This window comes from Kitasatospora sp. NPDC093806 (assembly GCF_040683335.1).
GTDB lineage: Bacteria > Actinomycetota > Actinomycetes > Streptomycetales > Streptomycetaceae > Kitasatospora.
In genome coordinates this window covers 1-15,341 of sequence record NZ_JBFBDO010000013.1, presented here as the reverse complement: position 1 = coordinate 15,341, position 15,341 = coordinate 1, and the positions used below count along the sequence as shown (strand labels likewise).

Annotated in this window: 11 protein-coding genes; 7 read left to right on the top strand and 4 right to left on the bottom strand. The window is 72.2% G+C overall.

Features of this window, described 5'->3' with window-relative positions:
• Nucleotides 1-17 precede the first annotated feature (17 nt).
• Together hemW and AB0N76_RS10060 are read right to left on the bottom strand one after the other, a co-directional pair.
• Nucleotides 18-1,247, bottom strand: a complete 1,230-nt coding sequence (gene hemW / locus AB0N76_RS10065) for a radical SAM family heme chaperone HemW (protein WP_363555158.1) — start codon at nucleotides 1,245-1,247, stop codon at nucleotides 18-20.
• A 58-nt stretch (nucleotides 1,248-1,305) separates the two neighbouring features.
• Nucleotides 1,306-3,228, bottom strand: coding sequence for a long-chain fatty acid--CoA ligase (locus AB0N76_RS10060; RefSeq protein WP_363555156.1), 1,923 nt, complete (start codon nucleotides 3,226-3,228; stop codon nucleotides 1,306-1,308).
• Between the two features lie 380 nt (nucleotides 3,229-3,608).
• Between AB0N76_RS10060 and AB0N76_RS10055 the strand changes: the two genes are divergently transcribed.
• The 4 genes from AB0N76_RS10055 to AB0N76_RS10040 all read left to right on the top strand — a co-directional run bounded on the left by AB0N76_RS10055 (nucleotide 3,609) and on the right by AB0N76_RS10040 (nucleotide 9,614).
• Nucleotides 3,609-5,342, top strand: a complete 1,734-nt coding sequence (locus AB0N76_RS10055; protein WP_363555154.1) for an ABC transporter ATP-binding protein — start codon at nucleotides 3,609-3,611, stop codon at nucleotides 5,340-5,342.
• 128 nt (nucleotides 5,343-5,470) lie between these two features.
• Complete coding sequence (locus AB0N76_RS10050) at nucleotides 5,471-7,369, top strand: ABC transporter ATP-binding protein (RefSeq protein ID WP_363555317.1); 1,899 nt, start codon at nucleotides 5,471-5,473, stop codon at nucleotides 7,367-7,369.
• Between the two features lie 121 nt (nucleotides 7,370-7,490).
• Nucleotides 7,491-8,420 (top strand): sigma-70 family RNA polymerase sigma factor, encoded by a 930-nt coding sequence (locus AB0N76_RS10045; protein WP_363555152.1) that lies wholly within the window; start codon nucleotides 7,491-7,493, stop codon nucleotides 8,418-8,420.
• Between the two features lie 114 nt (nucleotides 8,421-8,534).
• Nucleotides 8,535-9,614 carry an FAD-dependent oxidoreductase gene (locus AB0N76_RS10040; protein ID WP_363555150.1) on the top strand — a complete coding sequence of 360 codons (1,080 nt, stop codon included), beginning with the start codon at nucleotides 8,535-8,537 and terminating at the stop codon, nucleotides 9,612-9,614.
• 77 nt (nucleotides 9,615-9,691) lie between these two features.
• On the opposite strand, the gene lepA is transcribed toward AB0N76_RS10040, so the two are convergent.
• On the bottom strand, nucleotides 9,692-11,560 hold the full coding sequence (gene lepA / locus AB0N76_RS10035) for a translation elongation factor 4 (RefSeq protein ID WP_363555148.1): 1,869 nt from the start codon (nucleotides 11,558-11,560) through the stop codon (nucleotides 9,692-9,694).
• Between the two features lie 273 nt (nucleotides 11,561-11,833).
• Here lepA and rpsT point away from each other — a divergent pair, with 273 nt between their 5' ends.
• Together rpsT and AB0N76_RS10025 are read left to right on the top strand one after the other, a co-directional pair.
• Nucleotides 11,834-12,100 (top strand): 30S ribosomal protein S20, encoded by a 267-nt coding sequence (rpsT, locus tag AB0N76_RS10030; RefSeq protein ID WP_363555146.1) that lies wholly within the window; start codon nucleotides 11,834-11,836, stop codon nucleotides 12,098-12,100.
• A 380-nt stretch (nucleotides 12,101-12,480) separates the two neighbouring features.
• Entirely contained in the window at nucleotides 12,481-13,299 is an 819-nt protein-coding gene (locus tag AB0N76_RS10025; protein WP_363555144.1) for a hypothetical protein, read from the top strand.
• A 73-nt stretch (nucleotides 13,300-13,372) separates the two neighbouring features.
• Here AB0N76_RS10025 and holA read toward each other — a convergent pair whose 3' ends face one another.
• Nucleotides 13,373-14,371: a DNA polymerase III subunit delta gene (holA, locus tag AB0N76_RS10020; protein WP_363555142.1), complete on the bottom strand. Its 999-nt coding sequence runs from the start codon at nucleotides 14,369-14,371 to the stop codon at nucleotides 13,373-13,375.
• Nucleotides 14,372-14,442: 71 nt separating this feature from the next.
• Between holA and AB0N76_RS10015 the strand changes: the two genes are divergently transcribed.
• Nucleotides 14,443-14,739 (top strand): hypothetical protein, encoded by a 297-nt coding sequence (locus tag AB0N76_RS10015; protein WP_363555140.1) that lies wholly within the window; start codon nucleotides 14,443-14,445, stop codon nucleotides 14,737-14,739.
• The last annotated feature ends 602 nt before the right edge of the window (nucleotides 14,740-15,341 follow it).

Genomic DNA, 15,341 nt, shown 5'->3' with positions numbered 1-15,341 from the left:
CACCACGTTAACGACTATCAGTCCACCAGGTCACGTACCACCGCGTCCGCCAGGAGGCGGCCCTGGAGGGTGAGGGTGGCGCGGCCCTGGGCGTAGGTGTCGGGGGCGAGGAGGCCGTCGGCGAGGTGGCGGGTGGCGGCGGCGCGGCCGGCGGCGGTGAGGAGGTCGAGCGGGATGCCCTCGGCGAGGCGCAGTTCGAGCAGGACGCGCTCGACCCGGCGGTCCTCGGCGGTGAGCCGTTCGCGGCCCTGGGCCGGGGTGCGGCCCTCGGCGAGGGCCCGGGCGTAGCCGGCCGGGTGCTTGGCGTTCCACCAGCGGACGCCGCCGACGTGGCTGTGCGCGCCCGGGCCGGCGCCCCACCAGTCGGCGCCGGTCCAGTACAGCTCGTTGTGCCGGCAGCGGCCCTCCGGGGTGGTGGACCAGTTGGAGACCTCGTACCAGGAGTAGCCGGCGGCGGCGAGCGCCTCCTCGGCGATCAGGTAGCGGTCGGCGTGCACGTCGTCGTCGATCATCGGCAGTTCGCCGCGCTTGACCCGGGCGGCGAGCCTGGTGCCGTCCTCGACGATCAGCGAGTAGGCGGAGACGTGGTCCGGCCCGGCGCCGATCGCGGCGTCCAGGGAGGCCCGCCAGTCGTCGTCGGACTCGCCGGGGGTGCCGTAGATGAGGTCCAGGTTGACGTGCTCGAAGCCGGCCGCGCGGGCCTCGGCGACGCAGGCCTCGGGGCGGCCGGGGGTGTGGTGGCGGTCGAGCAGCTTCAGCACGTGCGGGCGGGCGGACTGCATGCCGAAGGAGATCCGGTTGTAGCCGCCGGCCCGCAGTTCGGCGAGGTAGGCGGGGTCGACGGACTCCGGGTTGGCCTCGGTGGTGACCTCGGCGTCCTCGGCGAGCCCGAACTCGTCGCGGATCGCGGCGAGCATCTTCACCAGGTCGCGGGCGGGCAGCAGGGTGGGGGTGCCGCCGCCGAGGAAGACGGTGCGCACCGGCAGGTCGGCGCCGCCGAGGACCTTCCGGGCGAGCCGGATCTCGGCGACCACGTTGTCCGCGTAGGTCTCCTGGGAGGCTACCGCCCCCGAGGAGCGCAGCTCGGTGGCGGTGTAGGTGTTGAAGTCGCAGTAGCCGCAGCGGCTCGCGCAGTAGGGCACGTGCAGGTAGAAGCCGAACGGCCGGGAGCCCAGCCCGTCGAGGGCGTGCGCGGGCAGGGAACCGTCGGACGGCACCGGTTCGCCGTCGGGGAGTGCGGAGGGCATGCACCCATTGTCCCGTACGGCCGGAGTGTTCCTCCGGGCCGTACGGGACGGGGGCGGCTCAGGCCTCGTTGGAGCCCGCGTACATCGCGGTGACCGCGTCCGCGTAGGTCCGCTCGACCACCGGGCGCTTGATCTTCAGGCTCGGGGTGAGCTCGCCGTGCTCGACGTCCAGGTCGCGCGGCAGCAGGTGGAACTTCTTGATCGTCTGCCAGCGCTGGAGCGAGCCGTTGAGCCGCTGCACGAAGCCGTCGATCAGCTTGTGCGTCTGCGGGTCGGCGACCACCTCGGCGTAGGACTTCCCGGCCAGGCCGTGCTCGGCGGCCCACGGCATGATCGCCGCCTCGTCCAGGCCGATCAGCGCGGTGCAGAAGTTGCGGCTGGCGCCGATCACCAGGACATTGCTGACGAACGGGCAGACCGCCTTGAACTTGCCCTCCACCTCGCTGGGCGCGACGTACTTGCCGCCGGAGGTCTTGAACATGTCCTTCTTGCGGTCGGTGATCCGCAGCACGCCGTCCGGGGACAGCTCGCCGATGTCCTCGGTGTGGAACCAGCCGTCCGCCTCCAGCACCTCGGCGGTCTTCTCCGGCAGGTTGTGGTAGCCGCGCATGATGCCCGGGCCGCGCAGCAGGATCTCGCCGTCCTCGGCGATCCGCACCTCGGTGCCGGGCAGCGGACGGCCCACCGTGCCGACCCGGATGTCCTCGGCCCGGTTGACGCAGGAGCCGGCGCTGGTCTCGCTCAGGCCGTAGCCCTCCAGGATCGGCACCCCGGCGCCGACGAAGAAGTAGCCGATCTCGGGGGCCAGCGCGGCGCTACCGGAGACCGCCCCGCGCAGCCGCCCGCCGAACGCCGCCCGAATCTTCGCGAACACGAGTCTGTCGGCCAGCGCGTGCTTGAGCCGCAGGCCCAGCGGGGCGCTCCCGACGCCGGTGGCCACCCGGTTCTCCTGGACCGTGCGCGCGTAGTCGCGGGCGGTGGCCGCCGCCCACAGGAAGATCTTGTACTTGGCGCCGCCCTCGGCGCGGGCCTTCCCGGCGATGCCGTTGTAGACCTTCTCGAAGATCCGCGGCGCCGAGGCCATGATGGTCGGCCGGATCACCGGCAGGTTGTGGATGATCCGGTCGACCCGGCCGTCCAGCGCCATCACGTGCCCGGTGGCGATCTGCCCGGAGATCAGCGTCTTGCCGAACACGTGCGACAGCGGCAGCCACATGAACTGCACGTCGTCGGCGGCCAGCAGCCCGGTCAGCTCCTGGGCCCGCCCCTCGTACGCCCAGCAGTCGTGCACCAGGCGCACGCCCTTGGGGCGGCCGGTGGTGCCGGAGGTGTAGATCAGGGTGGCCAGCTGCTCCTTGTCGAGCGCGGCGACGGTCTTCTCGACGGCGTCCGGCCGCTCGGCCAGGTGCTCGGCGCCGAGCCGCTCCAGTTCGGCGAAGCTGAGCACCTTCAGCCGGCCGGCCTCGGGGGCCTCGGCGGGCGCGTCGAACAGGACGACGGTCTCCAGCTCGGGCAGCCGGTCCAGCGCGGGGACGATCTTGGCGAGCTGGGCGGCGTTCTCGGCGAACAGGGCCCGGGAGCCGGAGTCGGAGAGGATGAACGCGGTCTCGTCCGCGTTGGTGCTCGGGTAGATGGCCGTGGTGGCGGCGCCCGCGCACATGTTGCCGAGGTCGGCGAGGACCCACTCCAGGCGGGTCGAGGAGGCCAGCGCGACCCGGTCCTCGGCCCGGATGCCCAGCGCCAGCAGGCCGGCCGCCACCCCGTACACCCGGGCCGCGGTCTGCGCCCAGGTCAGCGAGCGCCACTGCTCGGCGCCGGGGGCGCCGTCCGCGGCCTGCTCGTCCACCGGGGCCGGATAGCGGTAGGCCTCGGCGCCCGGGGTCAGGGCGACCCGTTCCTGGAACAGGTGCGCGACCGAGGCCGGACGCCCGGCGATGATGTCGGCACTGCCGGAGTCGATCAGGGACTGCGCGGAACTCAACGAGGACCTCCGGGGGCGGGTGGCCGTCTGAGGGACTGGCTCTGAGGCTGGGGATCGTCTCCGAGACCGGGACACGGCTTCCGTGGGGGCGGTCGCCGACACTCTTGGCAACCTGGCCGATACCGACGAGTAACAAGAGGGCAGTCAGCAGCCTAGGGGGAAACCGGTCATTCCGTAAGAGGGCGGGCCGAGTCGACACCCTCCCGGATCACGAGTGCCCGCCGCCATACCCGTGGCGCCCCGGCACCACCGCGCCCACCGGGACGTTCGGCAAAGGACTGGACAAAGATCCGGCTCGCTTGCCCGGAATCGCGGGCACGAGCCGCGCCAGCACCGAGAATTGGGATGCCAACGCCGCCGCCGACGACAAGAGTGAGCCAGTGCTGATCAGACTGCTCAGGGCGTACCTACGCCCCTACACCCGACCGATCACCCTGCTGGTGCTCCTCCAGCTGGTCTCCACCCTCGCACTGCTCTACCTGCCCACCCTCAACGCCGACATCATCGACAACGGCGTGGTCAAGGGCGACACCGGCTACATCCTGCGCGTGGGCGCCGTCATGATCGGCGTCACCCTGCTGCAGACCCTCTGCTCCATCGTCGCCGTCTACTACGGCGCGCGCACCGCCATGGCCGTCGGCCGCGACCTGCGCGCCGACGTCTTCGACCGCGTCCAGGGCTTCTCCGCCCGCGAGATGGGACAGTTCGGCGCCCCCTCGCTGATCACCCGCACCACCAACGACGTCCAGCAGGTCCAGATGCTGGTCCTGATGGCCTTCACCCTCATGGTCGCGGCGCCCATCATGTGCGTCGGCGGCATCATCATGGCCCTCAACCAGGACGTGCCGCTCTCCGGGCTGCTGCTGGCCGTGATCCCCGCGCTCGGCGCCGTCGTCACCGTCCTCGTCCGCGCGCTGCGCCCGCGCTTCCGCAGCATGCAGGAGAAGATCGACACCGTGAACCGGGTGCTGCGCGAGCAGATCACCGGCATCCGGGTGATCCGCGCCTTCGTCAAGGACGACCACGAGCAGAACCGGTTCGCCGACGCCAACGGCGACCTCACCGGCGTCTCCCTCCAGGTCGGCAAGCTGATGGCCTACCTGTTCCCCAGCGTCATGCTGGTCGTCAACGTCTCCAGCGTCGCCGTGCTCTGGTTCGGCGCCCACCGGATCGACAGCGGCGACATGGAGATCGGCGCGCTCACCGCCTTCCTCTCCTACCTGCTGCAGATCCTGATGAGCGTCATGATGGCCACCTTCATGTTCATGATGGTGCCGCGCGCCGAGGTCTGCGCCGAACGCGTCCAGGAGGTGCTCACCACCTCCTCCAGCGTCGTCCCGCCCGCCGCGCCCGTCACCGAGGTCCTGCGCCGCGGCCACCTCGAACTGCGCGACGTCGACTTCCGCTACCCCGGCGCCGAGGCGCCCGTCCTGCGCGGCATCGACATCAGCGCCCGCCCCGGCGAGACCACCGCCGTCATCGGCTCCACCGGCAGCGGCAAGTCCACCCTGCTCGGCCTCGTCCCCCGGCTCTTCGACGCCACCTCCGGCCGGGTCCTGCTCGGCGGCGTCGACGTCCGCGACCTCGCCCCCGAGACCGTCGCCGACAGCGTCGGCCTCGTCCCGCAGAAGCCCTACCTGTTCTCCGGCACCATCGCCGGCAACCTGCGCTACGGCCGGCCCGACGCCACCGACGAGGAACTCTGGCACGCCCTGGAGATCGCCCAGGCCAAGGAGTTCGTCGAACGGCTGCCCGAAGGCCTGGACGCGCCCATCGCCCAGGGCGGCAGCAACGTCTCCGGCGGCCAGCGCCAGCGCCTGGCCATCGCCCGCACCCTGGTCCGCCGGCCCGACATCTACCTCTTCGACGACTCCTTCTCCGCGCTCGACTACGCCACCGACGCCAAGCTGCGCAAGGCCCTCGCCCGCGAGACCTCCGACGCCACCGTGCTGATCGTCGCCCAGCGCGTCTCCACCATCCGCGACGCCGACCGGATCATCGTCCTCGACGAGGGCGCCGTCGTCGGCACCGGCACCCACCGCGAACTCATGGCCGGCAACCCGACATACCGGGAGATCGTGCTCTCCCAGCTCACCGAGCAGGAGGCGGCGTGACCACCCCCGACAAGCCCGCACCCGACCTCCGCAAGGGCCCGCCCGCCGGGGGCGGCAAGCCGGTCCCGCAGGCCGGCGACTCCCAGGCCGCCGCCGCCCGCCGCGGCCCCGCCGGCCCCGGCCGCTTCATGGGCGGCCAGGGCGCCGAGAAGTCCATGGACTTCAAGGCCTCCGGCAAACGCCTGCTCAAACTGCTGCGCCCCGAACGCGCCCTCATCACCGGTGTCCTCGCCCTCGGCACCCTCAGCATCGGCGCCGCCATCACCGGCCCCAAGATCCTCGGCCACGCCACCGACCTGATCTTCGCCGGCGTGGTCAGCGCCCGCTTCCCCGCCGACACCTCCAAGCAGCAGATCGTCGACGGCATGCGCGCCCGCGGCGACACCGACCTCGCCGACCTGCTCTCCTCCGTCGACTTCACCCCCGGCCAGGGCATGGACTTCGACGCCATCGGCTCCGTCCTGCTCTGGGTCCTCGCCCTGTACGTCGCCTCCGCCCTCTTCGGCGTCGTCCAGGGCCGGCTCGCCGCCCGCGCCATCCAGCGGGCCGGCTACCGGCTCCGCCAGGACACCGAGGCCAAACTCGCCCGGCTGCCGCTCAGCTACTTCGACAAGCAGCCGCGCGGCGAGGTCCTCAGCCGGGTCACCAACGACATCGACAACATCAGCCAGACCATGCAGCAGACCATGGGACAGGTCGTCAACTCGCTGCTCACCGTCGTCGGCGTGCTCGCCATGATGTTCTGGATCTCGTGGCTGCTCGCCCTCATCGCGCTGATCGCCGTCCCGCTCTCGGTGGTCGTCGCCACCCGCGTCGGCAAGCGCGCCCAGCCCCAGTTCGTCCAGCAGTGGAAGTCCACCGGGCAGCTCAACGCGCACATCGAGGAGATGTACACCGGCCACACCCTGGTCAAGGTCTTCGGCCGGCAGCGGGAGTCCGCCGCCACCTTCCGCGAGCACAACGAGGCCCTCTACGCCTCCAGCTTCAAGGCCCAGTTCATCTCCGGCGTCATCCAGCCCGCGATGATGCTCATCGGCAACCTCCAGTACGTGCTGATCGCCGTCGTCGGCGGCCTGCGGGTGGCCAGCGGCGCGCTGTCCATCGGCGACGTCCAGGCGTTCATCCAGTACTCCCGGCAGTTCAGCCAGCCGCTCACCCAGGTCGCCAGCATGGCCAACCTGGTGCAGTCCGGCGTCGCCTCCGCCGAACGCGTCTTCGAACTCCTCGACGCGCCCGAGCAGACCCCCGAACCGGCCATGCCCGAACGCCCCGACACCCTGCGCGGCCGGGTCGTCTTCCAGGACGTCGCCTTCCGCTACGAGGCCGACAAGCCCCTCATCGAGGACCTCTCGCTCAAGGTCGAACCCGGCCAGACCGTCGCCATCGTCGGCCCCACCGGCGCCGGCAAGACCACCATGGTCAACCTGCTGATGCGGTTCTACGAGGTCAGCGGCGGCCGGATCACCCTCGACGGCGTCGACATCGCCGCCATGTCCCGCGAGGAACTGCGCTCCGGCATCGGCATGGTCCTCCAGGACACCTGGCTGTTCGGCGGCAGCATCGCCGACAACATCGCCTACGGCGCCGAGGGGGCCTCCCGCGAACAGGTCGTCGAAGCCGCCAAGGCCGCCCACGTCGACCGCTTCGTCCGCACCCTGCCCGACGGCTACGACACCGTCATCGACGACGAGGGCGCCGGCGTCAGCGCCGGCGAGAAGCAGCTCATCACCATCGCCCGGGCCTTCCTCGCCCAACCGTCGATCCTCGTCCTCGACGAGGCGACCAGCTCCGTCGACACCCGCACCGAGGTGCTCATCCAGCGCGCCATGGCCCGGCTGCGGACCGGCCGCACCAGCTTCGTCATCGCGCACCGGCTCTCCACCATCCGGGACGCCGACGTGATCCTGGTGATGGAGAGCGGCTCCATCGTCGAACAGGGCACCCACGACGAACTGATCGCCGCCGGGGGCGCGTACGCCCGGCTCTACCAGGCCCAGTTCGCCGAGGCGGTCGCCGAGGTCGAGTGAGCCCCCGGGAGCCCGGGGCGGTGGCGCGGCCACCGCCCCGGGCTCTCCCGTCCCCCGGCGGGTCCTTTCGCGTTCCCCGGCGGTCTTCATGATCGCGGGGCCGGACGCTACGGTAGGGCCCGTGAGTGACGACCCGTCGGCGGCAGCCGCGACCCAGCCCGGCGACACGCCCGCCCCGGACGCCTTCGAGACCTACCGGCGCTACCTCGGCTCCGTCGCCTACCGGCTGCTCGGCTCCTTCACCGACGCCGAGGACGTCCTCCAGGAGGCCTGGCTGCGCTGGCGCGCCACCGACCGCACCGCGGTCGCCGACCCCCGCGCCTACCTCACCACCGTCGTCACCCGGCTCTGCTACGACCAGCTCGGCTCCGCCCGGGCCCGCCGCGAGGCCTACTACGGCGAATGGCTGCCCGAACCGACCGTCACCTTCCAGGACACCCCCGCCTCCCCCGCCGAGCTCGCCGAACTCGGCGAGTCCGTCTCGATGGCCCTGCTCGCCGTCCTGGAACAGCTCAGCCCCGCCGAACGCGCCGCGTTCGTGCTGCACGACGTCTTCGCGGTCGGCTTCGACGAGATCGCCGCCTCCCTCGACCGCACCCCCGACGCCGCCCGCCAGCTCGCCTCCCGCGCCCGCCGCCGGGTCAAGGACGGCGGCCGCCGGTCCAGCGCCGACCGCGCCGAGCACCGGCAGGCGGTCGAGGCGTTCGCCGCCGCCAGCACCCGCGGCGACATCGAGGGCCTGCTCGCCGTCCTCGACCCCGAGATCGTCTGGCACTCCGACGGCGGCGGGATCGTCCGGGCCGGCATCCGCCCGGTGCTCGGCTCCGACAAGGTCTCCCGGCTGGTCCAGGGTCTGGTCGCCAAGTGGTTCACCCCCGGCATGCGGCTCGACTTCGCCCTGGTCAACGGCGAACCCGGCCTGCTCTGGATCGACGAGTCCGGCCGGGTCGGCGGCGTGCTGGCGTTCACCGTCGCCGACGGCCGGATCACCGAGGCGTTCACCGTGGTCAACCCGGAGAAGCTCACCCACCTCAACCCGGCCGGCGCCTGAGCCACCCCGCGGCCGGCCGGGGTGTGACGCGGGTCACCGTCACACTCCGGCCGGCCGCGTCGTCCCCTTCCCGAACAGCGCCCCGAGGGCGCGCACGGAATGGAGGCGGACGAGATGAGCAGCACCACCACCGGCAAGCGGATCGTCGTCCTGGGCGCCGGCTACGCCGGACTCACCGCGGCCAAGGGCGCCGGACGGCAGCACAGCGTCACCCTGGTCGCCCCCGAGGAGCGGCTCCTGCACCGCATCCGCCAGCACGAGGAGGCGGCCGGCCGCGGCCGCGACTGGCCCGCCATCGGCGACCTGACCCGCGGCCGCGGCATCCGCCACCACCGGGCCCGCGCCGTCGAACTCGACCTCGCCGGACACAAGGTCCTGCTCGACGACGGCACCGCCCTCGACTACGACACCCTGGTCTATGCCCTCGGCAGCCGCACCGCCTGGCACGGCGTCCCCGGCGCCGTCGAGCACGCCCACCCCGTGGAGCGCGCCGCCGAGGTCCGCCGCCGGATCCGCGAGGCCGACCGGCCCGGCACCCTCGCCGTGGTCGGCGGCGGCGCCACCGGCATCGAACTGGCCACCGAACTCGCCGAGGCCCACCCCGACTGGCGGGTGCGGATCGTCTCGGCCGGACAGGTCGGCGGCATCTACTCGCCCAAGGGCCGCGCCCACGTCCGCCGCGTCCTCGACCGGCTCGGCGTCGACGTCCACGAGAACGCCACCGTCACCGAGGTCACCCCCGACGGACCGCGCACCACCGCCGGCCCGGTCGACGCGGACCTCACCGTCTGGGCCGCCTCGCTGGAGCCGCACCCGCTGGCCGCCGAGGCCGGACTGGCCGTCGACGAGCGCGGCCGGGCCCTGGTCGACGACCACCTGCGGTCGGTCTCGCACCCGGACGTCCACGTGGTCGGCGACGCCGCCGCCGTCACCGTCCCCGGCGTCGGCACCCTGCGGATGGGCTGCGCCACCGCCCTGCCGCAGGGCCAGTACCTCGGCAAGCTGCTCGCCGGGCGCACCGCGAAGCCGTTCGCGTTCAAGTACGTGGTGCAGTGCGTGAGCCTCGGCCGGAAGGACGGGCTGCTCCAGCTGGTCCACCCGGACGACCGGATGAAGCCCACCGTGTTCACCGGGACGGCCGGGCGGCTGGCGAAGGCCGCGATCGTCGGCGTCGTCTACAGCGCGCTGAAGTAGCGCGCGGGAACGCGGAAGGGCCCGGGCGGGATGCCCGGGCCCTTCCGCACGCGCCTACCGGATTGCTTCTTCCCGGACTACTTCTTCTCCTTCGGCGCCTCGGCGTCGGTGGACAGCGCGGCGATGAAGGCCTCCTGCGGGACCTCCACGCGGCCGACCATCTTCATCCGCTTCTTGCCTTCCTTCTGCTTCTCCAGCAGCTTGCGCTTACGCGAGATGTCACCGCCGTAGCACTTCGCGAGGACGTCCTTGCGGATCGCGCGGACGGTCTCGCGGGCGATCACGCGCGAGCCGATCGCCGCCTGGATCGGCACCTCGAACTGCTGGCGCGGGATCAGCTTCTGCAGCTTGCCGGCCATCATCACGCCGTAGTTGTAGGCCTTGTCCTTGTGCACGATCGCGGAGAACGCGTCCACCGCGTCGCCGTGCAGCAGGATGTCGACCTTCACCAGGTCGGCGCTCTGCTCGCCGATGGGCTCGTAGTCCAGCGAGGCGTAGCCGCGGGTCTTGGACTTCAGCTGGTCGAAGAAGTCGAAGACGATCTCGGCGAGCGGCAGGGTGTAGCGCAGCTCGACCCGGTCCTCGGACAGGTAGTCCATGCCCTGCAGGTTGCCGCGGCGGGACTGGCAGAGCTCCATGATCGCGCCGACGAACTCGTTCGGCGCCAGGATGGTGCCGCGCACGACCGGCTCGAACACCTCGGCGATCTTGCCGGTCGGGAACTCGCTCGGGTTGGTGACGGTGTGCTCGGAGCCGTCCTCCATGACCACCCGGTAGACCACGTTCGGGGCGGTGGAGATCAGGTCCAGGTTGAACTCGCGCTCCAGCCGCTCCCGGATGATCTCCAGGTGCAGCAGGCCGAGGAAGCCGCAGCGGTAGCCGAAGCCGAGCGCGACGGAGGTCTCCGGCTCGTACACCAGCGCCGCGTCGTTCAGCCGCAGCTTGTCCAGGGCGTCGCGCAGCAGCGGGTAGTCCGAGCCGTCCAGCGGGTAGAGGCCGGAGAACACCATCGGACGCGGGTCCTTGTAGCCGCCCAGCGCCTCGGTCGCACCCTTGTGCATCGAGGTGATGGTGTCACCGACCTTGGACTGCCGGACGTCCTTCACACCGGTGATGATGTAGCCCACCTCGCCGACGCCCAGGCCGTCCGCGACCTTCGGCTCCGGCGAGATGACGCCGATCTCCAGCAGCTCGTGGGTCGCGCCGGTGGACATCATCGCGATCCGCTCGCGCTTGGTGAGCTGGCCGTCCACGACACGGACGTAGGTGACCACGCCGCGGTAGGAGTCGTACACCGAGTCGAAGATCATCGCGCGGGCCGGGGCGTCCTTGACGCCGACCGGGGCCGGGACGGTGTTGACGATGTGGTCCAGCAGGTCCTCGACGCCCAGACCGGTCTTGGCGCTCACCTGGAGGACGTCCGACGGGTCGCAGCCGATGATGTGCGCGATCTCCGCGGCGTACTTCTCCGGCTGGGCGGCCGGCAGGTCGATCTTGTTCAGCACCGGGACGATCGTGAGGTCGTTCTCCAGCGCCAGGTACAGGTTGGCGAGGGTCTGCGCCTCGATGCCCTGGGCCGCGTCGACGACCAGGATCGTGCCCTCGCACGCGGCGAGGGAACGCGACACCTCGTACGTGAAGTCCACGTGGCCCGGGGTGTCGATCATGTTGAGGATGTGGGTGGTGCCGGCCTCGGGACCGGTCTTCGGCGCCCACGGGAGTCGGACCGCCTGCGACTTGATGGTGATGCCGCGCTCGCGCTCGATGTCCATGCGGTCGAGGTACTGGGCGCGCATCTGCCGCGGGTCGACCACACCGGTGATCTGCAGCATCCGGTCGGCGAGCGTCGACTTGCCGTGGTCGATGTGGGCGATGATGCAGAAGTTGCGGATCAGCGCCGGGTCGGTACGGCTGGGCTCTGGCACATTGCTGGGGGTCGCGGGCACCTTGGTCCGATTCTCCGTTGGTCCGGGGGCCGGGGGTGTCCGGATCATCGCTGACCGGCTTCCCGGGCGACCGGACGGTCGTCCGATCGAGATAGTTCCTCCCATCTTCCCACTTCCCGCGAGCGGGGCGCGCGCCACCGTTCGGTTTGGGGCGCACCCGCCGCCCCTGGTAGCGTGGGCGGCTGCACCTGGCCTCGGCATGCCCTCTCAGCAGAACCGACGGCCGCGCGGCGCAACCCCGTTCCAACCGATTACACAGACTGAGGCTCCTTCGTGGCGAACATCAAGTCCCAGATCAAGCGCAACAAGACCAACGAGAAGGCGCGCCTGCGCAACAAGGCCGTCAAGTCCTCGCTGAAGACCGCTCTGCGCAAGGCCCGCGAGGCCGCTGCCGCCGGCGAGACCGAGAAGGCCGTCGTGCTGGCCCGCGCCGCCTCCAAGGCGCTCGACAAGGCCGTGAGCAAGGGCGTCATCCACGCCAACCAGGCCGCCAACAAGAAGTCGGCCATCACCAAGCGCGTCAACACCGTCCAGGCCTGACGCCCCCGGGGCCGCCTCGACGGCCCCACCCCCCTCGGGACGAACCGGCCCTCTACCCGGTACCCCGAGGCGCGACACGACTCGCACCGCACGCGGCCTGCGTTCGCCACGCGGGTGCGGTGCACCTGAGATCCACCGGAAGTGCCTGCTCGCAGGCCCTCCCGCCACTGCCCGACCGGTCCCCACCGGCCGGGCAGTCCGCGTTTCCGGGCCCCTGCGGGCCGCCTGCTCCGTCCGCCCGCTCAGCCGACCCGCTCAGTCGGCGGCGCGGGGCGACGACGGCGCCTGTCCCGCCGTCCGGGGGGACCGCTATGGTCTGGTTCTCCGGCATCCGCGTCATCGCCGATACGTCCACGCCGAGGGCCCGAGGGGGGCACACATTGGGGACACCGCCGCCGACACCGCCGACACCTCCGCCACCACCACCGCCGAGCGGCCAGCCGGGGTTCGGGCCGCCGCCCGGCCTGCCCAGCGCGCCCGGACGGCCCGGCGCCGGCGGCCTGCCCGGCGCCGCCACCGTGCCGGGCACCCCCGCCGTCGGCGGCCGCCGGGGCGGGAACCTGCGGCGCAACGCGATCTGGGCGTTCGTCGGCGCGCTCCTCGCCTCGGCCGTCTGGACCGGCACCGTCGCCGTCGTGCCCGGCCTCGTCCGGGGCGACTCCGCCGCGAAGAGCATCCACGGCTACCACCCCGTCGACCGGATCTGCGACGCGGGCAAGCTCACCGCGTTCCGGGGCAAGTACAAGATGGTGGACAACTACCCGCTGGAGCACACCGGCCGGAGCGATTCCATGGACATCATGCGCTGCTACGCCCTGATGAAGCGCACCACCGGCGACAGCGACCCGACCGACTACGCCACCCTCGACATCCGCGTCGAACTGCACAAGGCGCTCGACTCCGTCCCCGAGTACGCCGCCACCCGGCGCTTCTTCGAGCAGCAGAAGTACGAGATCACCGATGTGCCGGGCCTCGGCGAGGAGGCCTACTTCGCCTACGGCGACGAGCCGACCAACTCCGACAAGACCTTCCACGACATCAACCACTACCTGCAGGTCCGGGACGGCGGCATGACGTACTCGCTGTACTGGACCGACAACTACCAGGTCGGCAAGAACCGCACGCTGGACCGCGAGACCGTCCGCCGCGCGATGCTCGACGACACCCGGGACATCCTCAAGGCCATCGGCGGCGGGTAACCGCCCCGGCCGGCCGCTCCCCCGGCCGCCTCCCGTGCGGCAGGCCCGTTACGGGAGGCTCGGTGCGGGGGGCTCAGTACGACGGACGGGAGCCGGCCCGGGAGGCCCTGGCCACGGCGACCACCGCGCGCTCCAGCGCGAAGGCCGGGTCGTCGGAACCGCCCTTGACGGCGGCGTCCGCCTGCGCGATCGCGGTCAGCGCCACGGCCACGCCGTCGCCCGTCCAGCCGCGCATCTGCTGGCGGACCCGCTCGACCTTCCACGGCGGCATGCCCAGCTCGCGCGCCAGGTCCGCCGGCCGCATGTTCCGCCCCGTGGTCGCCAGCCGCCCGATGCTGCGCACGCCGGACGCCAGCGCGTAGGTGATGCCGGTCGGCGGCTGGCCCACGGCGAGCGCCCAGCGCAGCCGCTCCAGGGCCTCGGCGGCCCGGCCGGTGACCGCCAGGTCCGCCACCTCGAAGCCGGTCGCCTCGGCGCGGCCGCTGTAGTAGCGGGCCACCACCGTCTCGTCGATGGTGCCCTCGACGTCCGAGGTGAGCTGGCTGCACGCCGCCGCCAGCTCCCGCAGGTCGCTGCCGAGCGCGTCCAGCAGCGCCTGGCAGGCCTCCGGCGTCGCCGACCGGCCGAGCGTCCGGAACTCGCCGCGCACGAACGCCAGCCGCTCGTTCGCCTTGGCCAGCTTGGCGCAGGCCACCTCACGGCCGCCGGCCTTGCGGCCCGCGTCCAGAAGCCCCTTGCCCTTGGCGCCGCCCGCGTGCACCAGGACCATGATCACTTCCTCGGCGGGGGCCTCGATGTAGGCCTTGACCTCCTTCACCGAGTCGGCGGAGAGGTCCTGCGCGGCCCGGACCACGATCACCTTGCGCTCGGCGAAGAGCGAGGGCGTGGTCAGCTCGGCCAGGCTGCCGGGCTGCAGGGCCCCGGGCGCGAGATCCCGCACGTCGGTGTCCGGGTCCGCGGCCTTCGCGGCCGCCACCACCTGGGCGACCGCGCGGTCCAGCAGCAGCTCCTCCTGGCCGACCGCGAGGGTCAGCGGGGCGAGCAGGTCGTCGGGTGCACTCTTCCTGGCCATCGCCTACCAGCATCCCACGGGGGACGGACACCCCCGGCCCGGCCGCCCTCGGCGCACGGGACAATGAGCGGGTGACCGAAAGCCCCACCACCACCGACCTGCCGGACGACTTCGACCCGCACGGGCGACTGCTGCTCGTCCTGCCCGACCGCGACGCCGCCGAGGAGGCCTCGGAGGAGCTCAGTGCCGACCACCCGGACCTCGGCGAACTCGAGATCGTCCGCGACGCCCTGGCCGGCGAGGACGACGCCGAGGACGCCCAGTGGCTGGTCGTCGTGGAAGCGCCGGAGACCGGCTGGACGCCCGCCCACCTCCGCGCCCTCGACGCCGTCGCCGTCTCCCACGAAGGCTGGCGCGAGGAGGGCTGAGCGCCTTCCTTCCCCTGCGCACAGGAAGTCGGCGGATCCGACTTCCTGTGCGCACCCGCTGTCGGGCATCACACCCACGCCCCGCCCGCCCGGAGCCCGGCGAATCCGGTGGCCGTGGTCCTCGCACCACACCCGAGCCACCCTGGAACTCGCCCGGCCCGAGCCCCACTCGGGCCGGGCGAGCCGACCACACCTCTCCGGGTCCTCCCTGACCGCCTGCGCAGCTACCCATTGATGGCCATGGATCATCAGGGCGGCGCGCACTGGCCGCAGCCAGCGCGCGCCGCGAACACCCGTGTGCCCAGCTCCCACGTCGTGTTGGCCCACCACCCGTAGCGGAAGAAGGAGGGACCTCCTTCGGTGTGCCCCGGGAACTCGGCTCTGACAGTCGCATCGGAGCCCGGCGCAGCCGGCAGCCGAGGAGGCCCAGTTGCCCCTGCACAGGAAGTCGGCGGATCCGACTTCCTGTGCAGACCCCACCGTTCCTGCCAGGGTCGGACCGGCACTCGCTCCGGTGTTGGGCATCGTGTCCACATTCCCTCCCCTCGCCGTGGGGGGGGGGGGGCCGCCGCCCCCCCCCTGGCCGCGCCCCCCCCCCCCCC